This is a genomic window from Aeromicrobium sp. (assembly GCF_023146395.1).
In the GTDB taxonomy this organism is placed as follows: Bacteria; Actinomycetota; Actinomycetes; order Propionibacteriales; family Nocardioidaceae; genus Aeromicrobium.
This window is the reverse complement of record NZ_JAGLCD010000011.1, coordinates 40,561-56,711: the sequence shown is the minus strand read 5'-3', so window position 1 is coordinate 56,711 and position 16,151 is coordinate 40,561. Positions and strand designations below refer to the sequence as shown.

Sequence of the window (16,151 nt, the reverse complement as noted above, 5' to 3'; positions counted from 1 at the left end):
CTCAGACCGCGGTCGGCGCCTTCGCCGGCGCGACGTCCCAGATCATCGCCTCGTCGAGATCGGTGCGCCGGTGGTCGATCGAGTCGAGCCACCAGTTCTGACGGATCGTCCACGGCCGGCTCGAGCCCTGCTGGGGCATCTGCTGGGCCACGCGCTGCACGTAGCCCGACGTCAGGTCCAGGAGCGGACGCTCCTCGCCTCCCGGTCCGTCGGGGTGCGGGGCGCCGAACCGGCGGCCCGTGGCCCGCAGGTGCTCGACGAAGCGCGCCACGTACTGGGAGGTCAGATCGGCGCGCAGGGTCCACGAGGCGTTCGTGTAGCCCACGCACCAGGCGAGGTTGGGCACCCCGCTGAACATCAGGCCCTTGTAGGTGTAGAGGTCGTGCGGGTCCAGGACCTGGCCGTCGACCTCCACCTCGGCCGTGCCGAAGTTCACCAGCTGCAGGCCCGTGGCCGTCACGACGACGTCGGCGTCCAGGTGCCGGCCGTCGGTCAGCTCGATGCCGCCGTCGGTGAACGTCGCGATGTGACCGGTGACGATGTCGGCCTTGCCCCGGCGCAGGGCGCGGTAGAGGTCGCCGTTGGGCACGACGCAGAGCCGCTGGTCCCACGGGTCGTAGCTCGGGTTCAGGTGCGTGTCGACGTCGAATCCCTCCGGCACCGCACGACGTGCCCGGGCCAGCAGGATCCGACGGGCGAGTCGGGGGAATCGCTGGCAGAACTCGTAGAAGCCCACCGCGACCGAGGCGTTGCGGAACCGGTTGAGCCGGTGCGCGAGCCCCGCGGGCAGGAGCTTCTGGGTCAGGCCGGCCAGCGGATCGACCTGCGGCAGGCTCGTGATGAACGTCGGCGAACGCTGCAGCATCGTGATGTGCGCGGTCTGGTCGGCCAGGGACGGCAGCAGCGTGACGGCCGTGGCCCCGGACCCGATCACGACGACGCGCTGGCCGCTGACGTCGAGGTCCTCGGGCCAGAACTGCGGGTGCACGACAGTGCCCGAGAACGCCTCCAGCCCGGGAAACTCCGGCGTGTAGCCGGTGTCGTAGGAGTAGTACCCGCTGCAGAAGTACACGAAGGAGGCCGTCATCGTCACGGTGCCCGGACCGTTCGCTCCGTCGGCCGTCGTCGCGGTGACGGTCCACCGGGCGTCGTCGCTGGACCAGCTGACCCGGGTGACGCGGTGCCCGAAGCGGATGTGTGGCACGACGCCGTCGGCCTCGGCCGTGTCCTGGATGTACTGACGGATCTCGGCTCCGTCGGCGATCGAGTTGCGGTTGGTCCACGGCCGAAACGGGTAGCTCAGGGTGTACATGTCGCTGTCGGAGCGGATGCCCGGGTAGCGGAAGAGGTCCCACGTGCCGCCGATGTGGTCGCGCGCCTCCAGGATCGTGAAGGTCGAGGTCGGCGAGATCTCGCGCAGCCGGTGGGCCGCGCCGATCCCGGAGAGGCCGGCTCCGACGATCAGCACGTCGACGTGGTCGGTACTCATGAGCGGCTCCCAGTTCGATGTGACACTACCGATGTCACCATACCGATGGTACGTCGGGGTGTCACCGTTTCTGCCTAGACTGTCGCCGTGACCGCGACCGACACTCCGACCCAGCCCCGCTCCACCGAGCTCCGCGAGGGCCTGCGCGGCTACGGGGCCTTCCTGATCGTGACCGGTGGCATCGCGCTCGCCTCGGCCTTGATCCTCACGATCGAGAAGGTCAACCTGCTGGAGAACCCGCAGGAGGCCCTGGCCTGCGACCTCAGCGCCTTCGTGAGCTGTGGGGGCGTCGTCAACCAGTGGCAAGCCTCGGTGTTCGGCTTCCCGAACCCGCTCATGGGCATCGTCGGCTTTACGATGGTCGTGCTGCTCGGCGTGCTGCTGGTCTCGCGCGTCATCCTCCCCCGGTGGTTCTGGGGCGGTATCGCGATCGGCGTCACGTTCGGCATCGGCTTCGTCACGTGGCTGCAGAGCCAGAGCATCTACGACATCCAGGTGCTCTGCCCCTACTGCATCGTCGTGTGGCTCATGATGATCCCGATGTTCGTGGTCTCGATCGGCCAGGTCCTGATCGAGTACCGGCCCGAGTCGGCACTCACCCGTTTCGTCAACGACTGGCGCGTCCTGATCGTGGCGCTCTGGTACGTCGTCATCGCGACCCTGATCTGGTTCCAGTTCGGCACGACCCTCTGGGCCTGATCTTCCTGGGCCTGGTCCTCTCGGGCCAGGCTCGTGTAGCCCGGACGGCCCCACTGCCGCCGGGCCACCTGGGAGTCACCTGAGGTCCACCATCGCGTCACCGGGCCTGCCTACGTTCCCGGCCATGCCTTCCTCCCCCACCCGGCCCGCGACCTCTCGCCGGCTCCGACGCTCCCTGGGCGTCGTCCTGACCACCTCGGCGCTCCTGGCGCCGCTGACGCTGCTGGGCCCGGCCCAGGCCGCCGACACCGTCCACCGCGACTCCGCCGACGAGGCCACGCTGGCCCTCGACGTCCTCGGCACGTTCCGCACCAACGTCTTCGACGCCAGTGCCGCCGAGATCGTGACGTTCCACGCCGCGACACAGCGCACGTTCGTGGTCAACGCCGAGTCGGGCGAGATCGACGTGCTGGACGCCGCCGACCCCACGGCACCGACCCTGGTCGGCGCGATCGTCGCCTCCGACGCGGCAGCGATCGGCGAGGGCGCCGTCGCGAACTCCGTCGCGATCCGCCCCGACGGCCTGGTCGTCGCCGCGATCGAGGCCCCCACCAAGACCGACGCCGGCTGGCTGCTGTTCGCCGATGCGGCGTCGCTCGAGATCCTCGGCACCGTCCAGGTCGGCGCACTGCCCGACATGGTGGCCGTGACGCCGGACGGGACCCGCGCGGTCGTGGCCAACGAGGGCGAGCCGGCCGACGACTTCAGCCTCGACCCGGAGGGGTCGGTCGGCGTCGTCGACCTTCCGGCGACGGTCGCGGCCCCCACGCAGGAGGCCGTGCGCACCGCCACGTTCCACGAGTTCGAGGCCGACGGCAGCCGGACCCTCGACCCGGCCGTGCGGATCTTCGGCCCGACGCCGGAGGAGGGCAACCCCGTCTCGCGGAATCTCGAGCCCGAGTACGTCGCGATCGCCCCGGACGGCACGACGGCCTACGCGGTCCTGCAGGAGGCCAACGCGGTCGCCGTGGTCGACCTCGCCACCGCGACCGTCACCGACATCTGGCCGCTCGGCGCGAAGGACCACAGCGTCCCCGGCCAGGGTTTCGACCCCTCGGACCGCGACAGCGCCTCGAAGGGCCCCGAGATCAAGATCGGCGAGTGGCCGGTCAAGGGCCTGTACATGCCCGACGGCATCAACGCCTACCAGGCCAGCGGCTCGACCTATCTCGTCACCGCGAACGAGGGCGATGCCCGTGAGTGGGGCGACTACGAGGAGCCGTCGCGCGTCAAGGACCTCGGCAAGGGTGGCGTCCCGCCGATCTGCGAGGACTCCCCGCTCGCCGAGCTCCGCGGCGACGCCGCGCTGGGCCGGCTCAACGTCTCGACGGCCTCCGGCCTGAACGAGGCGGGCACGTGCTTCGACGAGCTGTACTCCTTCGGCTCGCGCTCCTTCTCGATCTGGACGACCGACGGCACCCAGGTGTTCGACTCCGGCGACGACTTCGAGCAGACCGTGGCCCGCGTGGTCCCGAACTACTTCAACTCGAACCACTCCGAGTCGAACTTCGAGGGCCGCAGCGACGACAAGGGCCCCGAGCCCGAGAACCTCACGATCGGCACCGTCGGCGGCCGCACCTACGCGTTCATCGGCCTGGAGCGGGTCGGCGGCGTCATGGTCTACGACATCTCCGACCCCGCGAACGCCGAGTACGTCACGTACGTCAACAACCGCGACTTCGCGGTCTCGGTCGAGGACGGCATCGAGGAGGCTGCCGACCCGGCCGCATTCCTGGCCTCGGCCGGAGACCTCGGGCCCGAGGGGCTCACGTTCGTGAGCGCGACCGACTCCCCCACGGGCGAGGCGCTCGTGATCGTCGGCAACGAGGTCTCGGGCACCACGACGTTCTTCGGGGTGACCGACCTCGTCGAGCCTGAGCCCGCGCCGTTCACGGACGTGACTTCGACGCACGTCTTCTTCTCGGAGATCTCGTGGCTGGCCGGCCGAGGCATCACGACCGGGTACGCCGAGGCCGACGGCACCACGACGTTCCGGCCGTCGCAGCCAGTCCTGCGTGAGCAGATGGCCGCCTTCCTCTACCGCTTCGCCGGGCAGCCGACGTGGGAGGCGCCTGCGGTGTCGCCGTTCACCGACGTTGCTCCGACGCACACGTTCTACCGCGAGATCACGTGGCTCGCCGACCAGGGCGTCACGACGGGGTACGCCGAGGCCGACGGCACCACGACGTTCCGGCCGTCGCAGCCAGTCCTGCGCGAGCAGATGGCCGCCTTCCTCTACCGCACGGCGGGCAGCGACTTCGTCGACGAGGACGGTCCGACCTTCAGCGACGTACCGACGACCGCCACGTTCTTCGACGAGATCGAGTGGCTCGCGATGACTGACATCACGACCGGCTACCTCGAGCGAGGCGAAGCGCCGACGTTCCGGGGGTCGGAGTCGGTCCTGCGCGAGCAGATGGCGGCCTTCCTCTACCGGTTCGACCAGCTGTCGTCGTGAGACTGCACGTCGCCCTGCGCCGCGGGAGGATCCGCGACGCGGGGCGACGTGCCTCAGGCGCGCTTCGACGTGACGACGTGCTCGGCGAACAGGCCGGGCCAGGCCACGATCCCGTACGGGGTGCGCGCGACCTCGAGCCGGCTGCCATGGATCATCCGGTGCAGCCGGTTCGCGGTCGTCATGGGGTGGGTGCGGTCCCCCGTCCAGGCCAGCACCAAAGTCGGCACCTGGAGGCGGACGACGAGCTTGCGGTGGGGCAGGTCGCTCGCGGCGGCCCCGCGCAGCACCGACGGCAGCAGGGCCTCCGGCACGGTCGGTGCGGTCTCGGGCGCGTGGCCCATCGCCGGCACCGCGGGCGACTCGACGTCGAGCGCGTGGAACGCGCCGATGCCCTCCCGCTCCACGAGGTCGGCGTTCGCGCGGTATGTCTCGGCCTGCTGGCGCCGGGTCCGGCCCGCGGTCGGCGGGGTCACCAGGGTCAGGCTCGCGAAGCGTCCCGGCTCCCGCGTCGCGGCATGCAGCATCGTGCCGGTACCCATCGACGGGCCGACGGCGTGAACCGTCTCGCCCGGGGCCACGTGGTCGAGCAGCGCGAGCAGGTCGACCGCCAGCCGGTCCCACTGGTACTTCACGGGATCAGCGGTGCCGGTGGACTCACCGTGCCCCCGAGCGTCGTAGCGCAGGATCCGGTGCCCGCGCAGCGCCCGCGACAGGTCGAGCCCGAGCTGTCGGTCACGCTCACGGCTCGAGGTCAGGCCGTGCAGCTGCACCACCAGGGGTCCCTCGGTGCCGTCGACGTCGAACGCCAGCGTCGCGCCGTTCGTGGTGAATGTGTCCACGCCACCTCGCGCTCTGTCGTCTGCCGCCCGTCGCCCGGCACCCCCGCCCATGTCCTGCTTCCCGGGCATCGCCGCGCCTAGGATAACCGCGATGCGACTCACGAACGTGGCTCACATGGTGCTCCCCCCGGGTCGTGTGACGAGTCTCTCCACGGGGCCGGCCGGCGTGCCTGGCGCCGTGGTGCCGATCTCCTACGACCAACGCCTCCACACCAGCGCCGGTGACCGCGCCGGGTCGTGGATGGCGCTGGCGTTCCGGCTCGACGTTACGGCGACCCCGGCGCAGCTCGCGCACGCCTGGTCGGCCGTCGTCGCACGCCACGGCACGCTGCACACGGCATTCTCCGACGCCGGTGGCGAGCTGACGCTGCGCGAGACCGAGCTCGTCCACGGCGACTGGGTCGAGCACCCGCCGGCGGATCCGTCCGAGCCGTCGCGGCTCGTGCTCCGCCGGGTGCTGGACGAGTCCTGCCGTCCCTTCGCCACCCCGTCGCACCGGCTCTGCGTCGTCACGCCGGACGAGGGCCACGACCCTCGCCCCGTCGTGGTCATCGCCGGCGACCACGCCCACCTCGACATGTGGTCACTCCTGGTGCTGCTGCGCGACCTGCGGGCGTGCCTCGCCGACGTCGTCGCCGGTCGGGCTCCGGGAGCCGGCCTCAGTCCGGCCCCGCCGTTCGCCGCCCACACGCTGCTGCTCGAGCAGCAGGACGCGACGCCTCACTGGGTGGGCCGCCGTTGGGCCGAGGTGCTCGCGGCCGGCGGCGGGAGCCTGCCCGTCTTCCCCCTGCCGCTGGGTGACGTCAGCGAGCCGCGCGCCGAGGTGGTCGAGGTGCGCGACGTGCTCGACCCGGGGCAGCTGGAGGCGCTCGAGAAGCAGGCCGCCGACCACGGAGTCCGGCTCACGGCGCTCGCGATCGCCGAGGTCGCGGCGGTCACGACCGAGCTCTCCGGGCACGCGTTGCGTGCCGTGTTTCCAGTCCACAGCCGCGACGACCCCTCCTGGTACGGATCGGTCGGCTGGTTCATCACCAACTCGGTGCTCGACTGCACCGACCCCTCGCCCACGGGATGCGCGGCCGCCCTGCGGGAGGCGATGAAGCTGGGCGCCCATCCGCTGGCCCCGATCCTCGGCCACCTCGACCACGAGCTCGCGCCGCCCGGCATGTTCGCGCTCTCCTGGCTCGACACCCGGCGCCTGCCCGAGGTTCCGCCCGGGCTCGAGGTGCAGTGGGTCTCGGCCGTGACCCGTCCCGACGGCGTCATGGCGTGGTTCCTCGCCGGCGACGACGGCCTCCACCTGCGGTGCCGCTACCCCGACACGCCGCAGGCGCGCGAGCACGTGGGGCGGTGGCTCGACGCGGTCGTGGGGCGGTTGGCGGGGGCAGCGGGGGCTGGGTCGGGGTCGGCGGGGGCTGGGGCTGGCTGACGGGCGTTCGCCTCACTGGTGGCGTGGCACCGGCGCTCGCAGGCTGCGGGGAGCTGCGGGGATCCCTCAGAATGGGCGACTTCGTCGCCGACAGAGGGGCCCACTCGATTCACTGCACTTTCGATAACGCCACTGAGGCCGCCCCCACAGAACGGGGGCGGCCTCAGTGGCGTGGTGGAGCTGCGGGGAATCGAACCCCGGTCCTATGACGCTGCATCAGGGCTTCTCCGGGTGCAGTTCGTCTGGCGCTTTTCTCAGCCTCGGTGCTCGGACGAACGCGTCACCGACAGGCTCAGCCACGCAAGAGTCCCGATCACGCCTCGTGGCACGGCATGACCAGCAAGTCCCCTCAATGAGACAGACGATCCGGGACGGGGACGCTCCCGGGTCTGCCCTTCACCAGTCGCTGTCAGGCAGCGAGGGCGAAGTCAGTGCGCTTGGAATCGGCACTTATTGGGTTGCAACGATCGTTTGAGAGATGACGTTGCCTTCTCTACCCGCTTCACCTGATCCGAACGACCACAGTCGAAACCGATCAGCCCCTCTGGAGTTGTCAAACCCCTCGAACGTCAGGGGCCACTGCCGAAGCAGTCTGCTCAGCATAGCGCGGCGGGCCGACGGAACATTCCCGTCAGCCCACCAGCACCACGTCTCAGAGCTTGTAGTCCTTGAGCAGCGAACGACCGATGATCATCTTCTGGATGTCGGACGTGCCCTCACCGATCAGCATGAACTTGACCTCGCGCATCAGGCGCTCGATCTCGTACTCCTTGGAGTAGCCGTAGCCGCCGTGGATGCGGAAGGAGTCCTCGACGACCTCGTTGGCGTACTCCGAGGCGAGCATCTTGGCCATGCCGGCCTCGACGTCCATGCGCTTGCCGGTGTCCTTCAGGCGGGCCGCCTTGACCATCATGGTGTGGATCGTCTCGACCTTGGTGGCCATCTCGGCGAGGCGGAACAGCACCGCCTGGTGGTCGGCGATCTGCTTGCCGAACGTCTTGCGCTGCTGGGCGTAGGCGATCGCGAGCTCGAATCCACGGATCGCCAGTCCACACGCACGGGCGGCGACGTTGACACGGCCGACCTCGACGCCGTCCATCATCTGGAAGAAGCCCTTGCCCGGCTCCCCGCCGAGGATCTGCTCGGCCGAGATCTGGTGGTCCTCCAGGATCATCTCGGTCGTCTCGACGCCCTTGTAGCCCATCTTCGCGATCTTGCCCGGCACCGTGACGCCCTGGGCCGTCTCGCCGAAGCCCGGCTCCTTCTCGACCAGGAACGTCGTCATGTTCTTGTAGACGCTCTCGGCGCCCTCGTCGGTCTTGCACAGGACCGCGACGAGCGTGGACGTGCCGCCGTTGGTCAGCCACATCTTCTGGCCCGTGATCGAGTACGAGCCGTCATCGGTCTTGGTGGCCTTGGTCGAGACCGCCGAGACGTCCGAGCCGAGGCCCGGCTCCGACATGCTGAACGCACCCCGGACCTCGCCCGTCGCCATCTTCGGCAGATACTTCTTCTTCTGCTCCTCCGTGCCGTGCTGCATCAGCAAGTAGGCGACGATGAAGTGCGTGTTGATGACGCCCGAGACGCTCATCCATCCGCGCGCGATCTCCTCGACCACGAGCGCGTAGGTCAGCAGCGACTCACCCAGGCCGTCGTACTCCTCGGGAATCGTCAGGCCGAAGACGCCGAGCTCCTTGAGACCCTCGATGATCTCGGTCGGGTACTCGTCGGCGTGCTCGAGCTCCTGCGCGACCGGGATGATCTTCTCGTCGACGAACTCGCGGATCGTCGAGAGGATCGCGGTCTGCTCCTCGGTCAATCCCTCGGTGCTGGCGAGACGTCCCATGCGGTGGCTCCTGATGAAAGAAGGGGGGCGACAGCCCACAATGATCAGGGCGACTCTACCCACCGGTAGTCGGGCGCACCCGAGGAGCCGGGTCAGTCGACCAAGGGCGGTTCGGCCAGCACCGGCTCGCGCGGTGAGCGTCGTGTGACTACGAGCACCAGACCCATGAGGATCAGTCCGAGACCGACCCACACGCCCGCGTGCGGCGACTGGTCGAGGAACGCGCCGGCGAGCAGGGCCGCCAGCGGCACCTCCAGCAGGAGCATGAGCGAGACGACCGTAGGGCTCATGACCGCGAGCAGGTGGTTGATGATCGAGTGCCCGAGGAACTGCGCCGCGACCGTCACCCCGGCGATCAGCAGCCAGTCACGGGCCGAGAACCCCACCAGCGGGACCCCGCCGACGACGACCGCGACGAGTAGCGCCGCGCTGCAGACCGAGTAGCACACCGCGGTGTAGGCCGTCGTCGACAGCTCGGTGCGCACGGCGCTGCCGGCCACGAGGTACAGCGCCGCGAACAGCCCGCCCGCGACGGCGAGCGCATCGCCCACCAGGGCCCGCGTCGACACCGTGAAGTCGAAGCCGGAGACGACCAGGACACCGGCGATCGCGACGGCGCACCCGAGACCGGCCTGCAGCGGGACCGAGCGCCCTCGCAGCCGGTCGATCAGCAGGACCCAGACCAGCTGGGTCGTGACGAGCGCGGTGGCGGCGGCGACCGACGTGAGCTTGAGCGACCCGACCCACGTCGCGAAGTGGAGCGCCAGCATCACCCCCGCGACCACCGCGAGGCGGCGCCCCCGTGCTGAGAGCGCCGCGAGCTCCCCGCGCCGGCGCAGCAGGGTCACGGGCGCCAGCACGGCCGAGGCTGCGGCATTGCGCCAGAACGCGATCGCCAGGGCCGGCGCGGTCGTGGCGGCCATCAGCGGCCCCGAGGCCGAGACCCCGAGGATGGCCACCGCAGCCAGAAGCGCATTCACCGGACCAGTGTCGGGGATGCGGGCGAAGCGCCTCGGACCACCCTCTGCTGGTCGAGTGGTCCCCACTTCGCTGGTCGAGTGCTCGGCGAGCGCTAGCGAGCCGGCGTATCGAGACCCCGTCAGGTGCAGGTAGCCGTGACCACCGGCCGGTCCGACCGCTCGAGGTCACGCGAGCAGCATCTCGATACGCCGCGCTCGTCCCTCGCGCACCACTCGACGACTTCGCTGACCGGCTTCGCCGGTGGGGGTCTCACCCCCAGCTGCCCTCGAGCTCGGAGAGGGCGCTCTCCAGGTGCAGCAGGAGGCGCTGCAGGTGCGGGACCGTGCGACGGCAGCCGATGATGCCGACGTCGAGGTAGCCGGCGCGGCTCGTCAAGGTGATGTTGATGGCCTGGCCGTCGAGCGCGATCGAGACGGGGTACATCCCGTCCAGGCGCGCGCCGTTGAAGTACATCTCCTCGGTCGGACCGGGAACGTTCGACACGATGACGTTGAACGGCGGATGCGTGTACTTGACGAAGCCGGGCACGGGCGTGAACGCGAGCGGCAGCATCTGCAGCGCCGAGAACGCCAGGATCTGCGTCGGGGTGAGATCACCGAGGATCCGCTTGGCCTGGCGCGACGAGTAGGCGATCTCCTCCAGGCGGGTCGAGCCGTTCTCCCGATCGGTCGCCAGGTTGACGATGATGACGCCGACCTGGTTGCCGCCGTCGCGGCCGGTCTCGGCCGGGTCGCCGCCCGAGCGCAGCGACAGCGACACCGGCACCATCGCCGTCATGGGGTCGTCGGGCAGGGCGTGGTTCTCGATGAGGTACTCCCGCAGGGCGCCGGAGACCATCGCGAGCACGACGTCGTTCATCGTCGTGGCCGACGACTTCGCGACCCGCCGGATGCGCTCGATCTCCCACGACTGGGCGGCGAAGCGCCGGGCCCCACCGATCGGGACGTTGAACATCGTGCGGGGCGCTCGCGGGAGGGTCAGGTCGTTGGAGCCGATCGCCTCCATCGCGATCCGGGCCGAGGCGGGCAGCAGACCGGCGAGGTCGCCGGCGACGTCGCCCACCGCACCAGCCAGCGACCGCGCGAGGGCGAGCGGGCCGAATCCGCCCGACCCGGTCGATTCACCCGGGGCGTTCCGGGCGCGTTCGGGCTGCAGCCACGGCGGCAGGCAGTCGTCGGCCTCGGGGTCGGTGCTGAGCGAGCGCTGCATCAGCCGGATCGCGGACACGCCGTCGACCATCGAGTGGTGGACCTTGTTGTAGACCGCGAAGCGGCCGTCCTGGAGGCCCTCCACGACGTGGCACTCCCACAACGGGCGGTGCCGGTCGAGCAGCGAGCTGTGCCACAGCGACGTGGCCTGGAGCAGCTCGCGGATGCGCCGCGGCTCCGGCAGCGCCGAGTGCCGCACGTGGTAGTCGAAGTCGATCGTCTCGTCGTGCGTCCACCACGTGCTGCCGACCGCACCCACGGGTTCGGCCGGTCGCTTGCGGAACAACGGGTTGACGTTGTCGTTGCCGCGGAACTGGTCGAGGACCTCCCGCACGTAGTGCGGGCCGGCATCGGCCGGCGGCTCGAACAGCTGCAGCCCGCCGACGTGCATGGGGTGCTCCCGCGACTCGGCCAGCAGGAACATCGAGTCGGTCGGCGGCATGAACGGCATGTGGGGGTTCCTCGCGCGGGGTGGTCTGTGGTCGCGTACGCTCACTCAACGAATGTGAATCACATCACAACATGACACACGATCGCGTGAATCTTCGCAGGTCGTGGGGTGAATGATCCGGTCAGGACCGGGTCGCGAACGGTAGGGAGAGCACGCATGGGAAGCACGCACCTCTCGGTCGCCGCGGACGCGCAGTTCCGCGCCGGAGCCAGCCTGCCGTCGCAGGTCCTGGCGTTCGGCCTCAAGCACACGGTCCGCCCGCTGCTCGACGCCTGGTCGCGCCTGCCGTTCGACCTGTTCCCTCCCAATCTGCTCGAGCAGGCCGCCCGACTGCTCCCGGCGCCCGAGGGCACCCGCTGGCGCCGGGTCGACCTAGGCCTCTGCGGCGCCGAGCTCGTCCTGGGCGCCGGAGTCGCCGACACGCCCGGCGAGGGCGGCGCGATCCTCTACCTGCACGGCGGGGCGTTCCTCACGTGCGGCCTGAACACCCACCGGCGCCTGGTCTCGCGCATCTCGTCGGCCTCAGGCGTGCCGGCGCTCAACGTCGGCTACCGACAGATGCCCTACGAGCCCATCACGGAGTCGGTCGCCGACGGGCTCGACGGCCTCCACTGGCTGCTCGCCCAGGGCCACCGCATCGAGGACGTCACGATCGCGGGCGACTCCGCGGGCGGCTACCTGGCGTTCGCGGTCGCGCGCGCCGCGATGGACGCCGGCCTGGGCCGACCTGCCGGCGTCGTGGCGCTCTCTCCGCTGCTCGACTTCGACCCCGCCGGCAAGGCCGTGCACCGTAATGCGCACCGTTGCCAGACGTTCTCCCTGCGCGCCGTCTCGCGCCTGACCGACGTCTCGGAGAACCTCGAGACGCGCCGGGGCGTGTCGGGCCGGCGCACGTGCCCGGTCAACATGCCCCTCGCCGACATGCCGCCGACCCTGATCCACGTCGGCTCGCGCGAGATCCTGCTCGCGGACGCCGAGCTCATGGCCAACCGGCTCGTGGCGGCCGGCGTGCCCTGCGACCTCACGGTCTGGGACCGCCAGGTGCACGTGTTCCAGGCGGCCGCGTCCTGGGTGCCCGAGGCCCGCGCGGCGATCGACGAGATCGGCACCTTTGTGGCCGGGCTCGAGGCCCGGGAGACCTCGCGCCCGTCCTCGACGCAGCACCTCGGCCACGTCAGCGCGGTCACCGCCCGGCGCAGTTCCGCAGCACCGGCCTGACGTCAGGCCCGCCGGTAGGGTGCTGACGTGAGCAGCATGCCCGGACGCATCTTCCTGTCCCGCATCGTCGGACAACCGGTCTTCGACCCGGCCGGCGACCGCGTGGGCAAGCTGCGCGACGTCGTCGTGACGATCCGCTCCACCGGAAGTCGACCACGTGTCCTCGGGCTCGTGGTCGAGGTCCTGGGGCGCCGGCGCGTGTTCCTGCCGATCACGCGCGTGACCTCGCTCGACGGCGGCCAGATCATCACGACCGGCGTGGTCAACATGCGCCGGTTCGAGCAGCGCAAGCACGAGACGCTCGCGGTGCACGAGCTCTTCGACCGCCAGGTCACGACCCGCGAGGGCCTCGCCGGGGAGGTCTTCGACCTCGCGATGGAGATGGACGCCCGCCGCGACTGGCACCTGACCCACGTCGCGGTGCAGGAGTCCAGCAAGCGCTTCGGTCGCCGGGGCGCCACGCACACCCCGGAATGGTCCGACGTCGTGGGCCTCGCCGACGAGGACTCCGCCCAGGGCGCCCAGCACCTGCTCGCGACGATGGACGACCTGCGGGCCGTCGACCTCGCCAACGCCCTGCTGGAGCTCACGCCGAAGCGCCGGCTCGAGATCGCCGCCGAGCTGGGCGACGAACGGCTCGCCGACGTCCTCGAGGAGCTGCCCGCCCGCGCACAGGTGGAGATCCTCGGCGTCCTACACCCCGAGCGCGCCTCGGACGTCGTCAGCGAGATGAACGACGACGACGCCGCCGATCTCCTCGGGTCGCTGCCCCCGGCCACGGCCGAGCAGATGCTGCAGCGCATGGAGCCCGAGGACGCCGAGGACATGCGCCGCCTCCTGACGTACGAGGAGGGCACGGCGGGTTCGATGATGACGACCGATCCGGTCGTGCTCGCCCCGGACGCCACGATCGCCGAGGCCCTCGCGCGGGTCCGCGAGCCCGACCTGATCCCCGCCCTCGCCTCGATGGTCTACGTCTGCCGCCCGCCGGTCGAGACGCCCACGGGCCGGTTCCTGGGCGTCGTGCACCTGCAGGCGCTGCTGCGCCACCCCCCGTCGACCCTCGTCAGCGCGATCGTCGACGACGACATCGAGTGGCCGCGCCCGGAGTCCTCGCTCGCCGACGTCTCGGGCCTGCTCGCGGCGTACAACCTGGTGGCCCTGCCGGTCATCGACGAGTCCAAGCACCTCATGGGCGCCGTCACGATCGACGACGTGCTCGACCACCTCCTGCCCGAGGGCTGGCGCGAGTCGACCCGAGAGTCGGTGCGTCATGGCTGAGCAGTCGCGGCGCGACGCCGCGCGCCAGAGCCGCCTCGACCAGCCGCGTGACCGCCGGCGCGGGTGGCACCCGCGCGCCGACTTCGACACCGAGCGCTTCGGCCGCTTCGCCGAGTCGTTCGCCCGCTTCATGGGCACCGCCACGTTCCTGGCGGGCATGACGGTCTTCATCATCGTGTGGCTCGGCTGGAACGTCCTGGGCCCCGAGAAGGCGCGGTGGGACCCGTACCCGTTCATCTTCCTCACGCTGATCCTCTCCCTGCAGGCCTCGTACGCGGCCCCGCTGATCCTGCTGGCGCAGAACCGTCAGGAGTCGCGCGACCGCGTCCAGCAGCAGCAGGACCGCGACGCGACCGCGCAGTCCCACGCCGACATGGAGTTCCTGGCCCGCGAGGTGGCCAGCCTGCGCCTGGGCCTGGGCGAGGTCGCGACCCGCGACTTCCTGCGCAGCGAGCTGCGCGGCCTGGTCGAGGCGCTCGACCCCGCCGAGGAGGGCGAGCGACGCGAGAAGCCGCCCAAGCCCAAGAAGGACAAACGCGACTGAGGCTGGACTCATCTCGGGCGCGCCGGGCTCCCCCGTACGATGGAGGACATGGCTGCCGTCACCGAGGAACAGGTCCGTGAGGCGCTGACCCGCGTCAACGACCCCGAGATCAAGCGTCCCATCACCGAGCTCGGCATGGTCGACACGATCACGATCAGCGACACCGACATCACGGTGCGGCTGCTGCTGACCGTCGCGGGTTGTCCACTCAAGGACACCTTGACGCGCGACGTGACCCAGGCCGTCGCCGGCGTCGCGCCCGCGCACCTGGTCCACGTCGACATGGGCGTCATGACCGACGAGCAGCGCACCGCGATGCGCGACATGCTGCGGGGCGGAGCCGCGGAGAAGGAGATCCCCTTCACCCAGCCGGGCAATCTCACGCGCGTCTACGCCGTGGCCTCGGGCAAGGGTGGCGTCGGCAAGTCCTCCGTCACGGTCAACCTCGGTGTCGCCATGGCGCTGCGCGGGCTCAAGGTCGGCATCCTCGACGCCGACATCTACGGCCACTCGATCCCTGACCTCATGGGCGTGGGCGATCACCGTCCCACCCAGGTCGACGACATGATCATGCCCGTCCCGGTGCCGGTCAGCTCGCTCGGCGACCACCCCGACGCCGCGGCCGCCCCCGACGTCAAGGTCATCAGCATCGGCATGCTCAAGCCGCGCAAGGACCAGGTCGTCGCGTGGCGCGGCCCCATGCTCGACCGGGCGCTCGTGCAGATGCTGAGCGACGTCTACTGGGGCGACCTCGACGTCCTGCTCCTCGACCTGCCGCCGGGCACGGGCGACATGGCCATCAGCGTCGGCCAGCACCTGTCCACCGCCGAGGTCCTCGTCGTCACGACCCCGCAGCAGGCGGCCGCCCAGGTCGCCGAGCGGGCCGGCACGATGGCCTCGATGCTCCACCAGCGGGTCGTCGGGGTCGTCGAGAACATGTCGTACCTGGCACTGCCGTCGGGTGAGCGCCTCGAGGTCTTCGGCAGCGGCGGCGGCCAGCAGGTCGCCTCGACCCTGGCCGAACGCCTCGGGCACGACGTCCCCCTCCTCGCGGAGGTCCCGCTCGACGAGCAGCTGCGCCTCGGCGGCGACGAAGGCCACCCCATCGTGGTCGCGCACCCCGAGTCGGCCTCGGCCGTCGTGCTGCAGGCCGCCGCCGACCGCCTCAGCGGACGCTCGCGCGGTCTGGCCGGCATGCAGCTCGGCCTGACCCCGGCCGGTCGACTCTAGGTCTCACCATGTTCGGCATGGGCTGGGCGGAGATCGGGGTCATCCTGGTCGTCGCGATGCTCGTGTTCGGCCCCGAGCGTCTGCCCGAGCTGGCCAAGCAGGCCGGCGGCTTCGTCCGCACGGTGCGGCAGATGGCCGAGAACGCCAAGAACGACCTCGGCCGGGAGATCGGTCAGGACCTCTCGGGACTCCAGCTGCGTGACCTCGACCCGCGCGAGGCCGTGCGCCGCACGTTCCTCGACGAGCCGTCGGGCCGCACGCCCGCGACGGCCGCCGTGACCGCGGTGTCCCGGTCGCTGCGCCCCGGCGAACGCCCCCCCTTCGACACCGAGGCCACCTAGGCCCCACCGAGGCGGACGCAATCTGAGGGGTCGTGGTTGCCCGCGCCACCGCGCCCCCTCAACCTTCGTCATCAGCGGTCGCGATCTGAGGGGTTGAGGGTGCCGTGACACCCTCAACCCCTCAGCCTCGATGCCGT

13 protein-coding genes and 1 other RNA gene are annotated in these 16,151 nt (G+C 70.7%); 8 read left to right on the top strand and 6 right to left on the bottom strand.

Features of this window, described 5'->3' with window-relative positions; translation table 11 throughout:
• Nucleotide 1 precedes the first annotated feature (1 nt).
• Nucleotides 2-1,489 (bottom strand): NAD(P)/FAD-dependent oxidoreductase, encoded by a 1,488-nt coding sequence (locus KAG51_RS09705; RefSeq protein ID WP_290583088.1) that lies wholly within the window; start codon nt 1,487-1,489, stop codon nt 2-4.
• A gap of 87 nt (nt 1,490-1,576) precedes the next feature.
• On the opposite strand from KAG51_RS09705, the gene KAG51_RS09700 reads away from it, so the two are divergent.
• Complete coding sequence (locus KAG51_RS09700; protein ID WP_290583086.1) at nt 1,577-2,188, top strand: vitamin K epoxide reductase family protein; 612 nt, start codon at nt 1,577-1,579, stop codon at nt 2,186-2,188.
• 124 nt (nt 2,189-2,312) lie between these two features.
• Nucleotides 2,313-4,646 (top strand): choice-of-anchor I family protein, encoded by a 2,334-nt coding sequence (locus KAG51_RS09695; RefSeq protein WP_290583084.1) that lies wholly within the window; start codon nt 2,313-2,315, stop codon nt 4,644-4,646.
• Between the two features lie 53 nt (nt 4,647-4,699).
• Here KAG51_RS09695 and KAG51_RS09690 read toward each other — a convergent pair whose 3' ends face one another.
• Nucleotides 4,700-5,485, bottom strand: coding sequence for an alpha/beta hydrolase (locus tag KAG51_RS09690; protein ID WP_290583082.1), 786 nt, complete (start codon nt 5,483-5,485; stop codon nt 4,700-4,702).
• Between the two features lie 91 nt (nt 5,486-5,576).
• On the opposite strand from KAG51_RS09690, the gene KAG51_RS09685 reads away from it, so the two are divergent.
• A complete protein-coding gene (locus KAG51_RS09685; protein ID WP_290583080.1) occupies nt 5,577-6,914 on the top strand; it encodes a condensation domain-containing protein in 1,338 nt (445 codons plus the stop codon).
• A gap of 172 nt (nt 6,915-7,086) precedes the next feature.
• Here KAG51_RS09685 and ssrA read toward each other — a convergent pair.
• The 4 genes from ssrA to KAG51_RS09665 form a co-directional block, all read right to left on the bottom strand.
• Nucleotides 7,087-7,457: a transfer-messenger RNA gene (gene ssrA / locus KAG51_RS09680) on the bottom strand.
• A gap of 109 nt (nt 7,458-7,566) precedes the next feature.
• Nucleotides 7,567-8,760 carry an acyl-CoA dehydrogenase family protein gene (locus KAG51_RS09675; RefSeq protein ID WP_290583078.1) on the bottom strand — a complete coding sequence of 398 codons (1,194 nt, stop codon included), beginning with the start codon at nt 8,758-8,760 and terminating at the stop codon, nt 7,567-7,569.
• A 92-nt stretch (nt 8,761-8,852) separates the two neighbouring features.
• Nucleotides 8,853-9,740 (bottom strand): DMT family transporter, encoded by an 888-nt coding sequence (locus KAG51_RS09670; RefSeq protein WP_290583076.1) that lies wholly within the window; start codon nt 9,738-9,740, stop codon nt 8,853-8,855.
• 250 nt (nt 9,741-9,990) lie between these two features.
• A complete protein-coding gene (locus KAG51_RS09665) occupies nt 9,991-11,400 on the bottom strand; it encodes a wax ester/triacylglycerol synthase family O-acyltransferase (RefSeq protein WP_290583074.1) in 1,410 nt (469 codons plus the stop codon).
• 156 nt (nt 11,401-11,556) lie between these two features.
• Between KAG51_RS09665 and KAG51_RS09660 the strand changes: the two genes are divergently transcribed.
• The 5 genes from KAG51_RS09660 to KAG51_RS09640 are packed head-to-tail and all read left to right on the top strand — an operon-like array spanning nt 11,557 to nt 16,014.
• On the top strand, nt 11,557-12,618 hold the full coding sequence (locus tag KAG51_RS09660) for an alpha/beta hydrolase fold domain-containing protein (protein WP_290583072.1): 1,062 nt from the start codon (nt 11,557-11,559) through the stop codon (nt 12,616-12,618).
• A gap of 36 nt (nt 12,619-12,654) precedes the next feature.
• Complete coding sequence (locus KAG51_RS09655) at nt 12,655-13,899, top strand: CBS domain-containing protein (protein WP_290583138.1); 1,245 nt, start codon at nt 12,655-12,657, stop codon at nt 13,897-13,899.
• Entirely contained in the window at nt 13,892-14,443 is a 552-nt protein-coding gene (locus tag KAG51_RS09650; protein WP_290583070.1) for a DUF1003 domain-containing protein, read from the top strand. Before KAG51_RS09655 ends, KAG51_RS09650 begins: the two co-directional genes overlap by 8 nt.
• Nucleotides 14,444-14,491: 48 nt before the next feature.
• Nucleotides 14,492-15,673, top strand: coding sequence for a P-loop NTPase (locus KAG51_RS09645; protein WP_290583068.1), 1,182 nt, complete (start codon nt 14,492-14,494; stop codon nt 15,671-15,673).
• Nucleotides 15,674-15,690: 17 nt separating this feature from the next.
• Nucleotides 15,691-16,014, top strand: coding sequence for a sec-independent translocase (locus tag KAG51_RS09640; protein ID WP_290583065.1), 324 nt, complete (start codon nt 15,691-15,693; stop codon nt 16,012-16,014).
• The last annotated feature ends 137 nt before the right edge of the window (nt 16,015-16,151 follow it).